This is a genomic window from Psychrobacter pygoscelis, from assembly GCF_004335015.1.
In the GTDB taxonomy this organism is placed as follows: domain Bacteria; phylum Pseudomonadota; class Gammaproteobacteria; order Pseudomonadales; family Moraxellaceae; genus Psychrobacter; species Psychrobacter pygoscelis.
Genome location: NZ_RQRU01000007.1, coordinates 1 through 16,234, shown reverse-complemented (window position 1 = coordinate 16,234; position 16,234 = coordinate 1). Strand labels below are relative to the sequence as shown.

At 45.2% G+C, this 16,234-nt stretch carries 11 protein-coding genes, 2 tRNA genes and 1 rRNA gene; 7 read left to right on the top strand and 7 right to left on the bottom strand.

Annotated features, from left to right (window positions below):
- Positions 1-221 precede the first annotated feature (221 nt).
- Positions 222-593, bottom strand: coding sequence for a Spx/MgsR family RNA polymerase-binding regulatory protein (locus EGV92_RS12425; protein ID WP_131669629.1), 372 nt, complete (start codon positions 591-593; stop codon positions 222-224).
- 185 nt (positions 594-778) lie between these two features.
- Between EGV92_RS12425 and leuS the strand changes: the two genes are divergently transcribed.
- From leuS to EGV92_RS12390, 7 genes are all read left to right on the top strand, one after another.
- Positions 779-3,493, top strand: a complete 2,715-nt coding sequence (leuS, locus tag EGV92_RS12420) for a leucine--tRNA ligase (RefSeq protein WP_131669628.1) — start codon at positions 779-781, stop codon at positions 3,491-3,493.
- The gene (locus EGV92_RS12415) at positions 3,493-4,137 is read left to right on the top strand and encodes an LPS-assembly lipoprotein LptE (RefSeq protein WP_131669627.1); all 645 of its coding nucleotides are present in this window, start codon (positions 3,493-3,495) and stop codon (positions 4,135-4,137) included. The genes leuS and EGV92_RS12415 overlap by 1 nt, the downstream gene beginning before the upstream one ends.
- Before the next feature lie 3 nt (positions 4,138-4,140).
- Positions 4,141-5,196 carry a DNA polymerase III subunit delta gene (holA, locus tag EGV92_RS12410; protein WP_131669626.1) on the top strand — a complete coding sequence of 352 codons (1,056 nt, stop codon included), beginning with the start codon at positions 4,141-4,143 and terminating at the stop codon, positions 5,194-5,196.
- Between the two features lie 369 nt (positions 5,197-5,565).
- A complete protein-coding gene (locus EGV92_RS12405) occupies positions 5,566-6,969 on the top strand; it encodes a permuted SH3 domain-containing protein (protein WP_131669625.1) in 1,404 nt (467 codons plus the stop codon).
- Between the two features lie 198 nt (positions 6,970-7,167).
- Positions 7,168-9,132: a MacB family efflux pump subunit gene (locus EGV92_RS12400; RefSeq protein ID WP_423227917.1), complete on the top strand. Its 1,965-nt coding sequence runs from the start codon at positions 7,168-7,170 to the stop codon at positions 9,130-9,132.
- Between the two features lie 303 nt (positions 9,133-9,435).
- Positions 9,436-9,511 (top strand) — tRNA-Lys (locus tag EGV92_RS12395).
- Positions 9,512-10,012: 501 nt separating this feature from the next.
- Positions 10,013-10,088 (top strand) — tRNA-Lys (locus EGV92_RS12390).
- Between the two features lie 115 nt (positions 10,089-10,203).
- On the opposite strand, the gene EGV92_RS12385 is transcribed toward EGV92_RS12390, so the two are convergent.
- The 6 genes from EGV92_RS12385 to rrf all read right to left on the bottom strand — a co-directional run bounded on the left by EGV92_RS12385 (position 10,204) and on the right by rrf (position 16,228).
- A complete protein-coding gene (locus EGV92_RS12385) occupies positions 10,204-10,950 on the bottom strand; it encodes an MBL fold metallo-hydrolase (RefSeq protein ID WP_131669624.1) in 747 nt (248 codons plus the stop codon).
- A 277-nt stretch (positions 10,951-11,227) separates the two neighbouring features.
- The gene (locus EGV92_RS12380) at positions 11,228-13,315 is read right to left on the bottom strand and encodes a catalase (RefSeq protein WP_131669623.1); all 2,088 of its coding nucleotides are present in this window, start codon (positions 13,313-13,315) and stop codon (positions 11,228-11,230) included.
- Positions 13,316-13,792: 477 nt separating this feature from the next.
- Complete coding sequence (locus tag EGV92_RS12375; protein ID WP_131669622.1) at positions 13,793-14,425, bottom strand: DUF938 domain-containing protein; 633 nt, start codon at positions 14,423-14,425, stop codon at positions 13,793-13,795.
- Between the two features lie 60 nt (positions 14,426-14,485).
- Complete coding sequence (locus EGV92_RS12370; RefSeq protein WP_131669621.1) at positions 14,486-14,944, bottom strand: flavodoxin family protein; 459 nt, start codon at positions 14,942-14,944, stop codon at positions 14,486-14,488.
- A 5-nt stretch (positions 14,945-14,949) separates the two neighbouring features.
- A complete protein-coding gene (locus EGV92_RS12365) occupies positions 14,950-15,357 on the bottom strand; it encodes an OsmC family protein (RefSeq protein ID WP_131669620.1) in 408 nt (135 codons plus the stop codon).
- 757 nt (positions 15,358-16,114) lie between these two features.
- Positions 16,115-16,228, bottom strand: a 5S ribosomal RNA gene (rrf, locus tag EGV92_RS12360).
- Between the last annotated feature and the right edge of the window lie 6 nt (positions 16,229-16,234).

Below are 16,234 nucleotides of genomic sequence, written 5' to 3'. Positions count from 1 at the left end.
CTTTGGCGGAGCAAAATGGATTGAAGGCTGGAAGTCTTCCATTTTTATTGGCTTAGTATCCCTAGATTGGAACGCCGAACAGATTCGTATGTATGTGCTGATCTTCTGGCTCGCAAGTTTAGTCTATTTTGTCATTGCTATATTTAGACCTGAGCTTAGACTAATTTAAGCTCAGGCTTTTGATCAGAGCGCTGATGCTTATAGCGTGATAGACATAGCTTTTATAGCGGCGCGAAATTCGCATCAAATTCTGCCTCATCATAACCACACAACAGTACTGGCTCGCCTTTAATTTCACCGTCTATAATCGGCCTTTTTATCATGCTGGTATTTGCTAATAACAGCTCAATTGCTACCGACTCATCGCTATCGGCTGCTGCTTTTTGCGCATCGCTGAGCTTTCGCCAAGTAGTACCGCGCTTATTGAGCACCTTGTTTATACCTAGCGAGTCGACCCATCGCTGAACGCTATCATTGTCTATACCTTGCTTTTTATAGTCATGAAATTCATAGCTGACACCAAGCTCATCAAGCTTGCTAAATGCCTTCTTCATACTATTACAAGATTTGATACCGTAAATGGTGATGGTCATTAAGACTCCTAAAATAATAAAATGATTGAAAAGTATAAATTTGGGACAATCTTTCACTGCTTGCCTGCAGGGTTTGTATTATATTCCCTCCCTTGCCCCATCGCAATTTATCCCAATTTACGCTATCCTAGCGTATCTAATTTAATTACCTATTACCCCTATAAATTTCTAATTTCGAGCCAAATATGAGCAACGCAACATCTAGCAATCACCAACCAAAACAAACCAATTCTAAGCAGTACAACCCCCAAGCTATTGAGAGCGCTCAGCAAGCTAAGTGGGACGCTGAAGCTCGCTACGAAGTCAGCAATGACAAGACTGACAAACCCACGCGCTATATGCTATCGATGTTCCCTTATCCTAGCGGCAAGCTGCACATGGGCCATGTGCGCAACTATACGATATCAGATGTCTTAAGCCGCTACTATCGACTCAAAGGTTATGAAGTCATGCAGCCTATGGGCTGGGATGCTTTTGGCTTGCCCGCTGAGAATGCCGCGATTGCCAACCAAACACCCCCTGCTGAATGGACGTTTGCCAATATCGATAATATGCGTGCGCAGCTTAAGCTACTCGGCTTATCCATCGATTGGTCGCGTGAATTTGCCACTTGTACCCCTGAGTATTATCGCTGGGAGCAGTGGTTATTTTTGCAGTTGTACAAAAAGGGCCTCGTGTACAAAAAGCTTGCCACCGTCAACTGGGACCCAGTGGACAACACAGTACTCGCCAATGAGCAAGTCATCGATGGTAGAGGCTGGCGTAGTGGCGCGCTTGTTGAGAAGCGCGATATCCCCATGTACTACTTCAATATCACCAGCTACGCTGACGAGCTACTGAATGATCTTGACCAATTGGAGGGCAAGTGGTCACCAGAAGTCATCACCATGCAGCGCAACTGGATTGGTCGTAGTGCTGGTATGGAAGTGCACTTTCCCTATGATTTAGAGGGTGAGACCAACACCTTAGACGTCTTTACCACTCGACCTGATACTTTGATGGGGGTGACGTACGTTGCCGTTGCCGCTGAGCATCCACTTGCTCAGTATGCCGCAGAGCGCAATGAAGCTATTGCCCAGTTCTGTAATGAATGCAAACAAGGGTCTGTGGCCGAAGCAGATATTGCCAAGGCTGAGAAAAAAGGGATGGATACTGGCCTGACCGTGACCCATCCTTTGACCGGCGAGAAGATTGCGGTATGGGTCGCTAACTACGTATTGATGAGCTATGGCTCTGGTGCGGTTATGGCTGTCCCTGCCCATGATGAGCGCGACTTTGAGTTTGCGACCAAATACGACCTACCAATCAAGCAAGTTATTAATATCCCAGAAGGCTACTTTGATAGCATTAATAACTCAGATGAGGCAGACACTAGCGAAGCTGGTAAAGTCGGTGCTTATACCGAGCGTAATACGCTAGTAAACTCTGGTGAGTTTGACGGTATGGACTTTGACCAAGCCTTTGAAGCGATGCTAGCTAGACTTGAGCCGCAAGGTCTAGGGTCCAAAAAAATTCAATTCCGCCTTCGTGATTGGGGCGTTTCGCGCCAGCGTTATTGGGGCTGTCCTATCCCTATGATCAACTGTGAACACTGCGGTACTGTGCCAGTCGATGAGGCTGACTTGCCTGTGAAGCTGCCCACCGATGTCGTCCCTGATGGCCGTGGTAATCCACTTAAAAACATCTCGGAATTTGTTAATACAACGTGTCCAAAATGCGGTAGCGATGCCGAGCGTGAGACGGATACCTTTGACACCTTTGTAGAGTCTAGCTGGTACTACGCGCGCTTTGCCAGTCCGAACGATACCGATGATATGGTCAATAAAGCAGCGGCCAATAAATGGCTGCCCGTAGACCAGTACGTGGGCGGTGTTGAGCATGCGGTCATGCATCTGCTTTATGCGCGCTTCTTCCATAAGCTTATGCGTGATGAGGGCTTGGTCTCTGGGGATGAGCCGTTTGCTAAGCTAATGACCCAAGGCATGGTACTTGCTGGTACTTTCTTACGTGAAAACGCAGACGGCAGTACCACCTACTATTTCCCACACGACGTCGATATCGAATTTGACGATCGTGGTCAGCCTATTAACGCCACGCTTAAGGCCGACGGCAAGCCAGTAAGGATTGGTAAAATCGAGAAGATGTCTAAGTCAAAGAATAACGGCGTTGACCCGCAGCTTACTATCAACCAATATGGTGCGGATACCGTTCGTCTTTATACGCTATTTACCGCGCCAGCAGAGCAGACTTTAGAGTGGTCTGACGACGCGCTAAAGGGACCGTTCAACTTCCTCAAAAAAGTCTGGCGCATCACTCAAGAGCATCTGCAAGTACTACAAGGTCAAGGACTAGTGGCAAACGACGTCATTAGCACCATCGATGGCAGTAAGCTAAGTAAAGCGGCTAAGGGCTTGCGCCGTAAGACTCACGAGACCATTAGCAAGATTGATAACGATTTAGGCGAGCGCTTGGCTCTTAATACCCCCGTCTCCAGTCTTATGGAGCTAGGTAATGAGTTGGGCAGCTTCGATCCCAATAAAGAATCTGATAGCCAGCAGGGGCTAGCGGTACAGACCGAAGCCCTAGTGAATTTACTCATTATGCTATCAGCCTATGCCCCGCATATCTCTGAGCAGCTGCTTGAGCAGTTGGGCTACGATACGGCAACACTTAGCTACCCTACAGTTGATGAGTCTGCCTTGGTTCAAGACAGCATTACCATGGTGGTACAGGTCAATGGTAAGGTACGCGGTAAGATGGAAGTTGCCCCGGGTACTAGCAGCGATGATATCAAGGCTCAGGCCAAGCAGATTGAGAGCGTGGCAAAATTCCTCACGGGCGAAATCAAAAAAGAGATCGTCGTGCCCAATAAACTTGTCAATATTGTGGTGGCTGGCTAATGCGCAACTTTCTTTGTCCATCATCCCTATCGTTAAATAAGACAGCGCTGAACAGACTGCCGCTTAGCAAGCGAGCACTGCTAGCGATACTTGTTAGCGCTCCTTTACTCGGGACAGCGCTGACTGGTTGTGGCTTTCATCTGCGCGGCTATGATACGCCCATGCAGTTAGCGCATCGCGATACGGTACTGATGATCGATGAGGACCGCACTACCTTTTTACTCAAGCGCCCATTAGTGGAGCGTCTGGAGGCAGTCGGTGTCAATGTCGTCGATGCCCTATCGATGATAGAGAGTGGTCAAGGTGACAACCTATCTGCCGGTCAATACAATGCCGCGATTAAAGTTAGCAACGTAAGCTTTAAAAAGTACCAGCTGGTCGGCGTCTTGACCGAGATTCGTCAAGTTATTAGCGCGGATGTTACCTACCGGATTCGCCAAGATGGCAAACTTACTGAAGTGACCAACCCCATCCAAGTTGAGCGCAGCTATCAGTACAATGCCGCTTCGGTCAGTACTGAAGACCAACAAGGCGCGCAGATAAGAGACTGGCTCTATGAGAGCTTGGCTCGGCGCATTACAGACCAATACGTGGCCTTAAGCCTACCAAAAGTAGCGCCTAACCCTAATTCGGCATCTAAGTAGCTTATGCAAGATAGCTTTTTAAATGCTTATCCGAAACTCCAAAACAGCCTACAAAGCCAGTCTGGTCACTCGGATATTTCAGTCGCTGGTCTGTGGCTTGCCCATGGGGATGAGCCACTGCTGAACCAGTGGCTGCTGGATGCGTTGAGAGCTATCTGGCAGCAGCAAAATTATTCGATTACTAGGGTAGATTTGGCCTCCGTCAAGACTTGGCAAGAGGTGCTCAGCGAGCTTGGTAGTTTGTCCTTGTTCGATGATGCCACCGCGGTTATCGTGACCGGTAACCACAAACCTGATAAGAGCATTTCTACAGAGCTTGAGCGCTTTGCGCAAGAGGCTCAATCTGGTAACAATAATAATAGTGTATTGTGGCTGACCTCTAAGCTGGATAAACGCGCACAAAAGGCCAAATGGTTCAGCCTATTTGCTACGCTTGGTCATGTCATCGACTGCAATCTATACCAAGAGCAGCAGCGTCAGCAGATACTGCAAGTGCGCGCTCAGCAGTTTGGTTTACAATTGACTACTGATGCTTGGCAACTGTTAATGTCTCATACTGAGCATCATCTTTTGAGCGCCTATCAGACTCTTTGGCGACTGTCTTACCTTTTTGCCCCTACCTTAGCCCAATCAGGCGTCGTATCTCTTGATATTGATGACCTACAGGCCGCTTTAGTCAGTAACGCACAGTTTAGTGTCTTTGATTTATCCGATGCTATGCTAGCGGGTAATAGCAGCCAAGTGGTCAAGATTATCGATCAGCTCCGCGCTACCGACGAGCCAACACCACTAGTGCTGTGGACCATCTCTAAAGACATGCGCCTTGTCGCTCAGTTAATGGATGGTCAAGATCCGAACGCTATTGGTATTTGGCGTAGCAAACAGTCAATGTATCAAGCTGCTTGCCGCCGGCAAAGCCCAGCTGAGGTGGCGCAGTGGCCTGACCTCCTTTACCGCTGTGACCAAGCCATTAAAGGTGTCATTCGTCAGCCTGCTTGGGAGTTATTACTTCAAGCGGCTTTAATACTGGCAGGCAAGCGGCTATTTGCGACAACCTAAAGTCATTATCAGCTAAAATTTCTACTAATTGATAAAGCTTCTGCAAAAACCTCTTAAATTTATATACTTTGTTACCAACTCTCTAGCTCACCCTCCTATTTACCTCCCCTTATAATCTCCTCCTTACAACTCCTTATGAATTACGAATTTTTTATCATGTTTTGTTTTCCTGACTATACTATTTAGTAATGCGTCTTTCTTTTGAATAGCTTGATAGGGTCTGACAAAATGAGACATAGCACTATTGTTTCTCGCCGACTACTTGTAGATTTAATTCCTTAACCTTTCGCAAATTAAATACCATTCCCTTTTTAACAGTAAGCCTTTACTATATCTAAATTTTGAGCTATTAGTGATTGGATTGACATCATGCGCAAACTGAGCAAAAAATCTGCTATAAAATGGGCGCTTATTACCTTAATTCTTGTGGCATTGGCAGCACTGGCTTACAGTAAGTTTAAGCCAAAAGAAGAAGCGCCAAATTATATTACTGCGACAGCCACTATCGGTGATATTGAAAACAATGTTATGGCTTCTGGCAAAGTTAAGGCGCTAAACACCGTCGATGTCGGCGCTCAGGTCTCAGGAGAAGTGACCAAATTATTTGTCGGTGTGGGTGATGAGGTTAAAAAAGGCGATTTGATCGCTCAGATTGACCAAGTCACGCAAAAGAATAATCTAAGCAATCAACAGGCCTCTCTTGCTCAAAGTGAGGCGGCGCTACAAAGTGCCAAAGCCGAATTTGGCAGTCGTCAAGCCAGTCTTAATAGCGCCTATGCAGATCTTGCTCGCCGGCAAGTGGCATTAAAACAAGCGCGCAATGACTTTGCACGTTTAAAGCCTCTTATTGCTATTGATGCCATCTCTCAGCAAGAGTACGACTCTGCGGCGACCAAAGTTGAGTCCGCTGAGGCTGACGTTATCAATGCCCAAGCCGCGATTGACAATGCCAAGGCTGCTCTTATTACTGCGCAATCAAACATTACCCGCGAGCAAGCCGCGCTGCAAAAGTCGCAAACAGACCTAAATACTGCCGCTGAAAATCTTGGCTACACCACGATTCGTGCGCCTATAGATGGTACGATAGTCTCGGTCACTACCGAGCAGGGCGCTACCGTCAATTCCAATCAATCTGCCCCGACCATCGTCACCATCGCTGACCTCTCTACTGTGCGCATCAATGCACAAATCTCAGAGGCGGATATCATTAATGTTCGAGCAGGAATGCCCGTATATTTTAACACTATTGGTAATCCCGACCAGAAGTACGATGCCGTACTGACTGCCATTGAGCCTGCCCCAGAGAAAATCAGCACAACCAGCTCCACAGACTCGGCTATCTATTACGTCGGCTATATCGAAGTGCCGAATCCGGACAAACGCTTTCGCATTGATATGACCGCGCAGGTGTTTATTGTCATAGACCAAGCCAAGGGCGTATTGCTAGTCCCGTCCGCTGCCGTTCAATCTGGAGCGATGAGTCCGGCTTCAAGCCAAGCTACTGCCAATAAGAATCTTGATCAGAAGACTACTAATAATAAAACCGTTAACAACACTAGCAATAACAATGCGGCAAATAGCGCCGCAATCAATAGCCAAAACCGCTATGTTCGAGTATTAAAAGCAGACGGTAGCGTTGAAGAAAGAGCCGTCAAAGTCGGTATCGACAACCGCGTAAATGTTCAGATATTAAGTGGTTTGCAAGCCGGTGAGGTAGTTATTCTTGGCGAAGAAAGCACTAGTGGTGAGGGCCGCCACGGTGAACCTTCATAAGGATAGTGACCAAAACTGACGGATGAATATCAAAAGCGTTATCCCCATAATTAAATTGAGTTGCTCTAAGACCCTTATTAAGAGATTTCTATGACCAGCATTGCATCGCCAGTCACCACACAGTCGAAAATGACCCTCTCGCTTCATGAAAGCGGCAAGCCTGAGCTGCGAGTAAAGACAAGCTCGGCTCAGCCTATCATGCAATTGACGGGCATTATCAAAGAGTTCCCTGCTGGTGAGCAGACGATTCGAGTCTTACACGGTATTGATCTAACCATTTATCAAGGCGAGATGGTGGCTATCATCGGTCAATCAGGCTCGGGTAAGTCCACGTTAATGAATATTTTAGGCTGCTTGGACAAAGCCAACGCGGGGCAGTATCTTATCTATGGACAACCCGTCAAGCGCTTGGACGCAGATGAGCTTGCCAAGCTGCGCCGTGAGCATTTCGGCTTTATCTTTCAGCGTTATCATTTGCTTGGCGATATTAGCGCTCGAGACAACGTCGCTGTACCAGCAGTCTATGCGGGGATGGATAATGCAGCACGCAGCACGCGAGCCGAGAAACTACTCAGCGACTTAGGCCTTGCAGACAAGGTGGACAATAGGCCCAGTCAGCTTTCCGGAGGACAGCAGCAGCGCGTCTCTATAGCACGAGCGCTAATGAATGGCGGCGATGTTATTTTGGCTGATGAGCCGACGGGCGCGCTCGATAGTAAGTCCGGTGATGACGTCATGCAAATCCTAAAAGACCTTAATGCTCAAGGGCATACTATCATTATGGTCACCCATGACCCTAGCATTGCCGAGCAAGCTGAGCGTGTCATTGAGCTTAAAGACGGCCGTATCATTGCCGATTATTACAATTCAGTCAAGACAAGTGAGGGTTCAGAAGTACCGCCCACGCTACCGCCTAACATCTTGAGCGCCCATAGAAAAGGCCATGTCAGTGCCTTTTTTGACCGGTTAATCGAAGCTTTTAAGATGTCGCTTTTGGCCATGCGCGCCCATAAGATGCGCACCCTACTTACCATGCTGGGTATTATCATCGGTATTGCCTCAGTAGTTGCGGTTGTCGGTCTAGGCAAAGGCTCACAGCAACAGATACTATCTAGCATCAGCTCACTAGGTACCAATACGATTACCGTCATAGGTGGCTATCCGTGGGGCGACCCGCGTCGCAGCTATAACGATGACAATCTCACACCCGAGGATGCCCAAGCCGTCGCTGACCAACCTTACATTGTCAGCGTCAGCCCGCAGCTCGATACCAATACCAAAGTTCGCTATCGTAACGTCCAAGAGTCCGCTAGTGTTAGCGGTGTGGGTAAAGACTACCTTCAGGTTACAGGTGAGACGCTGGCACTTGGTCAAGGCTTTGATGAGCAAAGTATCAGCCGCCGCACCCAAGATATTATTATCGATGACAATGCACGCCAGACCTTTTTTGCGGACAACCCCAATCCTATCGGCGAGGTGGTTCTTATTGGCAAAGTTCCCGGTAGAGTCATTGGTGTGCTAGCGCCAAATAAAGACAGCTTCGCTATGACGAGCGATGCTCCCACCCTATATATGCCCTACACTACGATGATGTCGCGCATCAAAGGCAGTGCCAATATTGATCGCTTTGTTGCCTTAATTGACGATAATATATCCTCGACAGCAGCAGAGTCTGCTATCTCTAAATTGATAGAGAGTCGCCATGGTACCGATGACTTCCGTATCTTTAACTCAGACTCTATTCGTAAGACGATTGAATCCACCACGGCGACCATGACCCTGCTGGTCTCCTCTATAGCGATTATCTCCTTAATCGTCGGCGGGATTGGCGTTATGAATATCATGCTCGTCTCAGTCACTGAGCGAACCAATGAGATTGGCGTACGCATGGCGGTTGGCGCTAGGCAAAGTGACATTATGCAGCAGTTTTTAATTGAGGCCATACTGGTCTGTATTTTAGGCGGTGGACTTGGCGTCCTACTGGCCTTTATTATTGGTGAGGGTATCAATAGCCTTAATTCGGAGAATTTTAAAGTACTCTATTCTCCGGCCTCTATTGTTGCTGCTTTTGTTTGCTCCACCTTTATTGGGATTATTTTTGGCTTCTTGCCAGCGCGCAATGCTGCTAGGCTCGACCCTGTCGACGCTTTATCGCGTGATTAACCGCCATTTTGACAAGACTTTTGATACATCGCTATGAAAAAATATATAAATTTAGCATTGAGGGTTGCATTATTATTTTTTATGCGTATAATGTGCTCTCACGTTAAGGGGTTCAGCAAATCTTTAGCGACTTAAAGCTTTAATTTGAGACAATACTTTAATTAAAGTTTAGAGATTTCCCTTTAAGGAAATGTCACTTGTACTTCATCAGATACATCGGTTAGGTACAAGATTTTAAGAAAACCTATTTAAAGGTTTTCTCTTGCGAAGCTAAAATTGCATGCAATTTTTTAACGCTTCTCAGGGCCGATAGCTCAGTTGGTAGAGCAGTTGACTTTTAATCAATTGGTCCCGCGTTCGAGTCGCGGTCGGCCCACCAAATTCTAAACCCCACTAAGTCAAATTGATTTAGTGGGGTTTTTCTTTAGCCTTTATGGTTATTTTTAAGAAGTAATTGTGGTTTCACTAATTAATTTAGTATTCAGCCGCTTATCTTACTTGCATTATTATTTATGGCGCGTATAATATGCTCCACGTTAAGGGGAGACAATATTTGCTTCACTTAACAAGATGATAGCTTTGATAATTGATATAATGTTGTCAGAGTTATAGAGATTTCCTTTTAAGGAAATGTCACTTGTACTTCATCAGATACATCGGTTAGGTACAAGATTTTAAGAAAACCTATTTAAAGGTTTTCTCTTGCGAAGCTAAAATTGCATGCAATTTTTTAACGCTTCTCAGGGCCGATNNNNCCTTTTAAGGAAATGTCACTTGTACTTCATCAGATACATCGGTTAGGTACAAGATTTTAAGAAAACCTATTTAAAGGTTTTCTCTTGCGAAGCTAAAATTGCATGCAATTTTTTAACGCTTCTCAGGGCCGATAGCTCAGTTGGTAGAGCAGTTGACTTTTAATCAATTGGTCCCGCGTTCGAGTCGCGGTCGGCCCACCAAATTCTAAACCCACCCTATCATTTGATATGGTGGGTTTTTTATGGTCTTTATTTTGTTAACCGACCAACCTATGCTCTTGGTCTTTAAACCGAGACTTTATCCTTAGAGCAATCTTTATTGACGCATAAAAGTGTATTGAAGGGTTTGTAGCATAGTTCGAGGCTGCTTAGGCGTCTTTTTAATCAAGTCTACATATATGTCCTCGCTCAGCTGACTTCTGCCCCCATGTGCGAACAGTACCTCTTTGGGCGCCAAGCCTCTGATCTTTTCTACAGAACGTCGATACTCTTGTGGCAAAGTAACGAGATATGGGGATACATAGCGCTGCTTAATACACAAAATCAGGTCTGCGGTATAGACACAGTGGCTGGGTCGATGCCACAGTGATAAGTCATGATCAGTGTGCCCAGGAGTCTCTAATACTTCCCAACCATCAAAACCAGGTACTTTATCGCCTTCATGAACAGCAATATCAGGATGCAAAATAGGATCGTACCATAAAGCCTCAAATGCTTTACCTTGGCGACTCGCCACAAAATGCGACAGACCGATATCGATCATGTGCATCCTCCTACCTTCTTGACCAAAATACCAAGGCCGCGACTTCATAGCAGAGACGATAAGACAGCCTGTCTTTTGTTTTAGTAGCTTTGCTCCGCCTGCATGATCTGGATGCATATGCGTCACCATAACTACCTTTAGCTCATTGAGCGATCGGCCTAAAGTACTGGTAATATAGTCCAGTATCTTTGGTACATCAGCCCGGCTGCCAGAATCCAATAATAATAGCTTGTTGGGATATATTGCCAGATAGGTGGTCTGGATATAGCCTTCTATACCCACTATTTTTATTAAGTCCATTCGTACCCTTATTAGTGCTTGTCTATATTCACCAAGACAATTTGTTTGAGAGTGTATTTTATAGCGTATTGATGCAAATGGACACTATCAGCGACCTATCGAAGATATTTAAGCCCTCATACTGACCCATAGGCTTATATGACCTATTATATAACCAGACATAAGTCATCTTTATTGTAGTAGCTATAATAGTCTTAGCCATAATTGTAGCACCCATAAAAAACCCAGCACTTAGGCTGGGTTTTTATTCTTAACTAACTACTTAATGTAATAACACTTATGGCAAATCACGAACTTCTGGCTCACGAGTCCATAGTCGTGTTTTTGCGTTTTCAATGAAGGTGTCAAGCTCACTTAATGGCGTGACGAACTCATCTTTTTTCACTGGAAGCTTACTTAGGATGTGCTCATCTGTTGCTGGGCAGTAGGCAATTGCTTTGCAGTGATTGAACGCATCATTGAACCAGTCTAACGCTGAGCTGTCATTGGCGAGCTTCTTCGCTACTGGTGGCATAATAATACTAACTACCGCATCAAAGAATACTGATGGAGCACCTGCTAGACGCTCATCAGCCTGCACGCGAGTGCCATCATCCAATATCGCTTCTTTACCTGGGGCGATAATCTTAACCATAGCACCCGCATCTTTGGCTGCTTGTTCAAACTTCTCAACTTCGCTACGGCTAGAGTCTTTACCGACCAAGATACCAATGAGACGCCCTTTTAAGGTTTTTGGACTAATACCAATGGTCTGAATGGCTTTTGAGGTATCCAAATCTTGGACAGGAGCTTGCGGCGTAGCAGCTTCTGGTAGCTCCATACCCAAGCCATCAGCAACGCGCTTCGCAAGATCTTCGTCAATATTACGCAGATGACTTAGCGTACGGGTTCTGACATGGGCAGTATCTACTTTACCCAGCTCAAAGGTATAGGCATTAGCGATATGCGCTTTTTCAATGTCAGTTTGGCTTAAGTAGAACATCCGCGGCTGACTATAGTGATCCGCAAAGCTCTCAGCACGTACACGACCTTTTACGCCGTCATCCAGCTGCTCGTGGAATGATTCAAAGCCACGTTTGATGCTTTCACGAGGACGCGTTGGATCAAGGCTCTGTGGCTCATAAAGGACTCGGGTCTTAGGCACTTGCATCTGCATATGACCATCTTGCTGATTATTAGCAAATGGACACTTAGGCGCATTGATAGGAATCTGTGCAAAGTTCGGTGAGCCAAGACGTGAGAGTTGCGTATCTAGATAGCTAAATAGACGACCTTGCAGTAGCGGGTCATTACTAAAGTCAATACCAGGTGGTAGATGCGATGGGCAGAACGCAACTTGCTCAGTTTCTGCAAAGAAATTATCTGGGTTACGGTTCAAGACCATTTTACCGACAATTTTTACAGGGACTAGCTCTTCAGGGATCAGCTTAGTAGCATCTAAGTGATCAAATGGGAACTTTTCAGCCTCTTCTTCAGTAAATAACTGAACACCAAACTCCCACTCTGGGAAACTGCCCATGTCAATATTTTCATATAGATCGCGGCGGTGATAGTCAGGGTCTGCACCAGAGATCTTCACAGCTTCATCCCAAGTCGTTCCTTGTACGCCTAATACTGGCTTCCAATGGAAACGTACAAAGGTACTCTTACCTTCTTTATTAACCAAGCGATAGCTATGAATGCCGAAGCCTTCCATCATGCGTAGGCTACGCGGTAGCGCACGGTCACTCATGAGCCAAATGACGTTATGCATTGTTTCAGGGCTGAGCGACACAAAATCCCAAAAGGTGTCATGAGCAGAGGCAGCTTGCGGAAAGCCGCGATCTGGCTCAGGTTTTACCGCATGGACAAGATCAGGGAACTTCATAGCATCTTGAATAAAGAAGATCGGCATATTGTTACCGACGATGTCCCAGTTACCTTCATCCGTATAAATCTTCACGGCAAAACCGCGAACGTCACGAGGGGTATCTTTAGAGCCTTTATTACCTGCCACTGTCGAGAAACGAGTAAATAGTGGCGTCTGCTTGCCGGTTTCGGTCAAGATTTTCGCAGTAGTATACTCTTCTAAAGATTCGGTTAACTCAAAATAGCCATGGGCTGCAGAGCCGCGAGCGTGGACGATACGTTCTGGAATACGCTCATGATCAAAATGATTGATCTTTTCACGCAGTACAAAATCTTCTAGTAGCGAAGGTCCACGTGGCCCAGCTTTTAGAGAATTCTGGTTATCAGAGATTGCTACGCCTTGTTGGGTCGTTAGTGTCGCTGTGTCATCACCAGCGCGCTGATGGGTTTCGCCACCACTTCCTGTGGTCATATTCATATTTTTGGCGGGGTCTTTATGATCAATATTATCTTTCATCATATTTTCCTAGCAGGTGGGTTTATGGGGAGAACGAACTGAGGTGAATCTGGTTAATTAAGATTTAGTCTTACATTGTTGTTAGTATGCAGCAATTTGACAAGCTGTTGCTCATCATTAGATAAACTTTAAAGATGACGATGACTGTTACTAAATGGCCGTTGTTAAGTGAATTAGAAGCTATCACTTGAGGAGTAAAAAAGAGACTTACTTGAGCCATTTAACAAATGCAGGCATCTTTAATATCATAAGCGAAGTGACTGACTTAGATGTTTATTTTTAGTTAATATTTATATAGATTTGAATAGATTGACACAATGCCATTAGGCGCTGCTAGGGCTTGTAGATAAGGCAGTGACTATAAGCGATAAGACAGGTCAATAGTCACACATAGGGGACAAATTAACAGCTATAGTTCCATATACTTAGTAGCTGTTTTTCAAAGTTTTTTAGTTGGTGTGCTACGCTATAATTTAGCTATTCTTTAATAAAGACCAATAAGTGATTGTTTGCCGGCATGCTATGATCGACTTTTAACGACAGCTGATACTTGTTAGCTAGCTTAATAAGCGCTTCAATATCACGAATGCCGCTGTTAGGATCACGCTGACGCAAGTGAACATCAAATTCTTGGTTGCTAACGCTGGTAAACCTCCCATTATAGTTAAACGGTCCATAGACACAAAATTTACCGCCGGTGGGTAGTATCCTACCGACCTGTTCAAACAAAGTTTCAACCAACTCCCAAGCAATGATATGCAAGGTATTCGCGCTAAAGACTCCGTCATAATCTTGGGCTATATGGATAGGCTTAAGTAGATCCAACTCAATAGGCGGCTTTAGATTTACAGCGGGATAAGCGTTTAGCCATTGATTGATGGCTGAATGATTGTGAATAACATCACTGGTTTGCCACGTTAAATGCGCTAAATTAGTGGCAAAATAGACCGCGTGTTGACCTGTTCCCGAACCCACCTCTAATATATGCCGACAGTGAGCAAACTCTTTGGTCAGCACCTTCAATATCGGGTGCTTATTATTTTCACACGCTTGCGAATAAGGTAATGCTTCTTTCGCTTGCAAGTCTGTGTTACCCCATACTTTAGTCATAATAGTCATCGCTGATTACTAGTTTAGTGCAGTGTTGTTAAAGCTTAATGACATGCCCTATTAATAGATGCCCGCCTCAAGTCCAGCTGCAAAGGTCATGGCCAACTCTTCCACCTGCTCACAGAAACCCTCTTGCCACTCCCCTTTTAAGATTAGCGCCTCGTTTATCCACTGCCAGCGCAGACCCGTAGTGATGGTTTGAATCGCTCGGAGAGTTCCTGTCCCATCAAATCCTGCGCGGATATAAAGGGCAAATGGCATACCTTGCTTATGCTCTAACACTGGATAATAGCAGCGATCAAAGAAATCCTTGGTTAATCCTGCCATATATCCCAAGTTTTCAGTGGTTCCTAATAACACACCGTCTGCCTGCAAGATATCTGCAGGCTGGGTATCTTGTGGTCGTTTACACACTACCTTAATATCAATATCAGAGTGCTGGGCGCTGCCACAAGCTGCATCTGCCAGTTTTTGAGTGTTCTTCGATGGCGCATGAGTAATGATAAGCAAGGTTTTCATGATACCTACTCAGCGTAGTGAAAATTGACCACCTGCTGGATGTCTGGATGGATGCTTTTTGCTACTGGACAAGTTAGCGCCGCTTGCTCGAGTACTTTTTGCGTTCGCGCATCAAAGCTCTGAGCAAATTTAATATCAACATGAACCTCGCTGACACGGCGTGGCTCTGCGGCCATAACTTTAGTGACCTCAGCACTAGTACCACTGATATCTAAGTCCATACTAGCGGCTTTAATCCCCATAATCGTCATCATACAGCTGGCTAAACTGCTTGCTAGTAAATCCGTAGGCGAAAATGCCTCACCTTTACCATGATTGTCTACTGGCGCATCAGTGATGATCTGGCTATTTGATTGTAGATGAATAGATTGAGTGCGTAGCTCGCCTTGATAAGTTACTTTGGCTGTGGTCATTTGTTACTTCCTTTGTGGTTTATAAATTCTATTTTCGGTCTGTTTCGACCGCCTATAGTTACCATAGCAAAATCATTATTTTATTTATAGAGGCTTTGGTAATTCAATTACCAAACTGTATCCTACTTTCATATTCTATTTTTTTCCTTATCAGGTTTTACTAACTATATGTAATAATTAATATTTTATCAGGAATAAGTATAGCTACCATCTATGAACTCTTTGAATATCGAATTTATAAGCTCAAAGCTATAGACTCTTCCTTAAGCAGAAGCTGGCAAAGTGTTATTAATAGTATCATGCCCATATTAGATACTAAGAGGGCTTTGTTGCCTAGCCGTCTTAATTTGATATTATCAAAGGAACAGCACAGTAAACAGAGAATAAGAGAGCATATCGCGTTACCAACTGGTCAGACGACAACCAATCATTGAAGAATCAAGGTAGCCTATTCTTTTAGTTCGACCCTGATACCCAGTAATATACCAAACCTAATGGTAAACCTGATCGTAATCATAAGTACACTGACGCAGCTACTCGAAACTATCTGACTATTAAAGTGCCATTAATCTACCACTACGTCAAACTCAAGGTTTCATTGACAGCACTACTCAATAAAGCCCAATTGCACCCGTAGCGAAAAAAAAAGAAATGAAGGCTAAAGACGCGTAAGGATAAAAACTCTCCACACAAAGAAAAGCCCCCAACGAATGAACGTTGGGGGCTTTTAGGTGCTCGTATTAGGAGCGATATAGGGAGCTGACGATGACCTACTCTCACATGGGCGAACCACACTACCATTGGCGCTACGATGTTTCACTTCTGAGTTCGGGAAGGGATCAGGTGGTTCCATCGTGCTATTGTCGTCAGCAAAGGG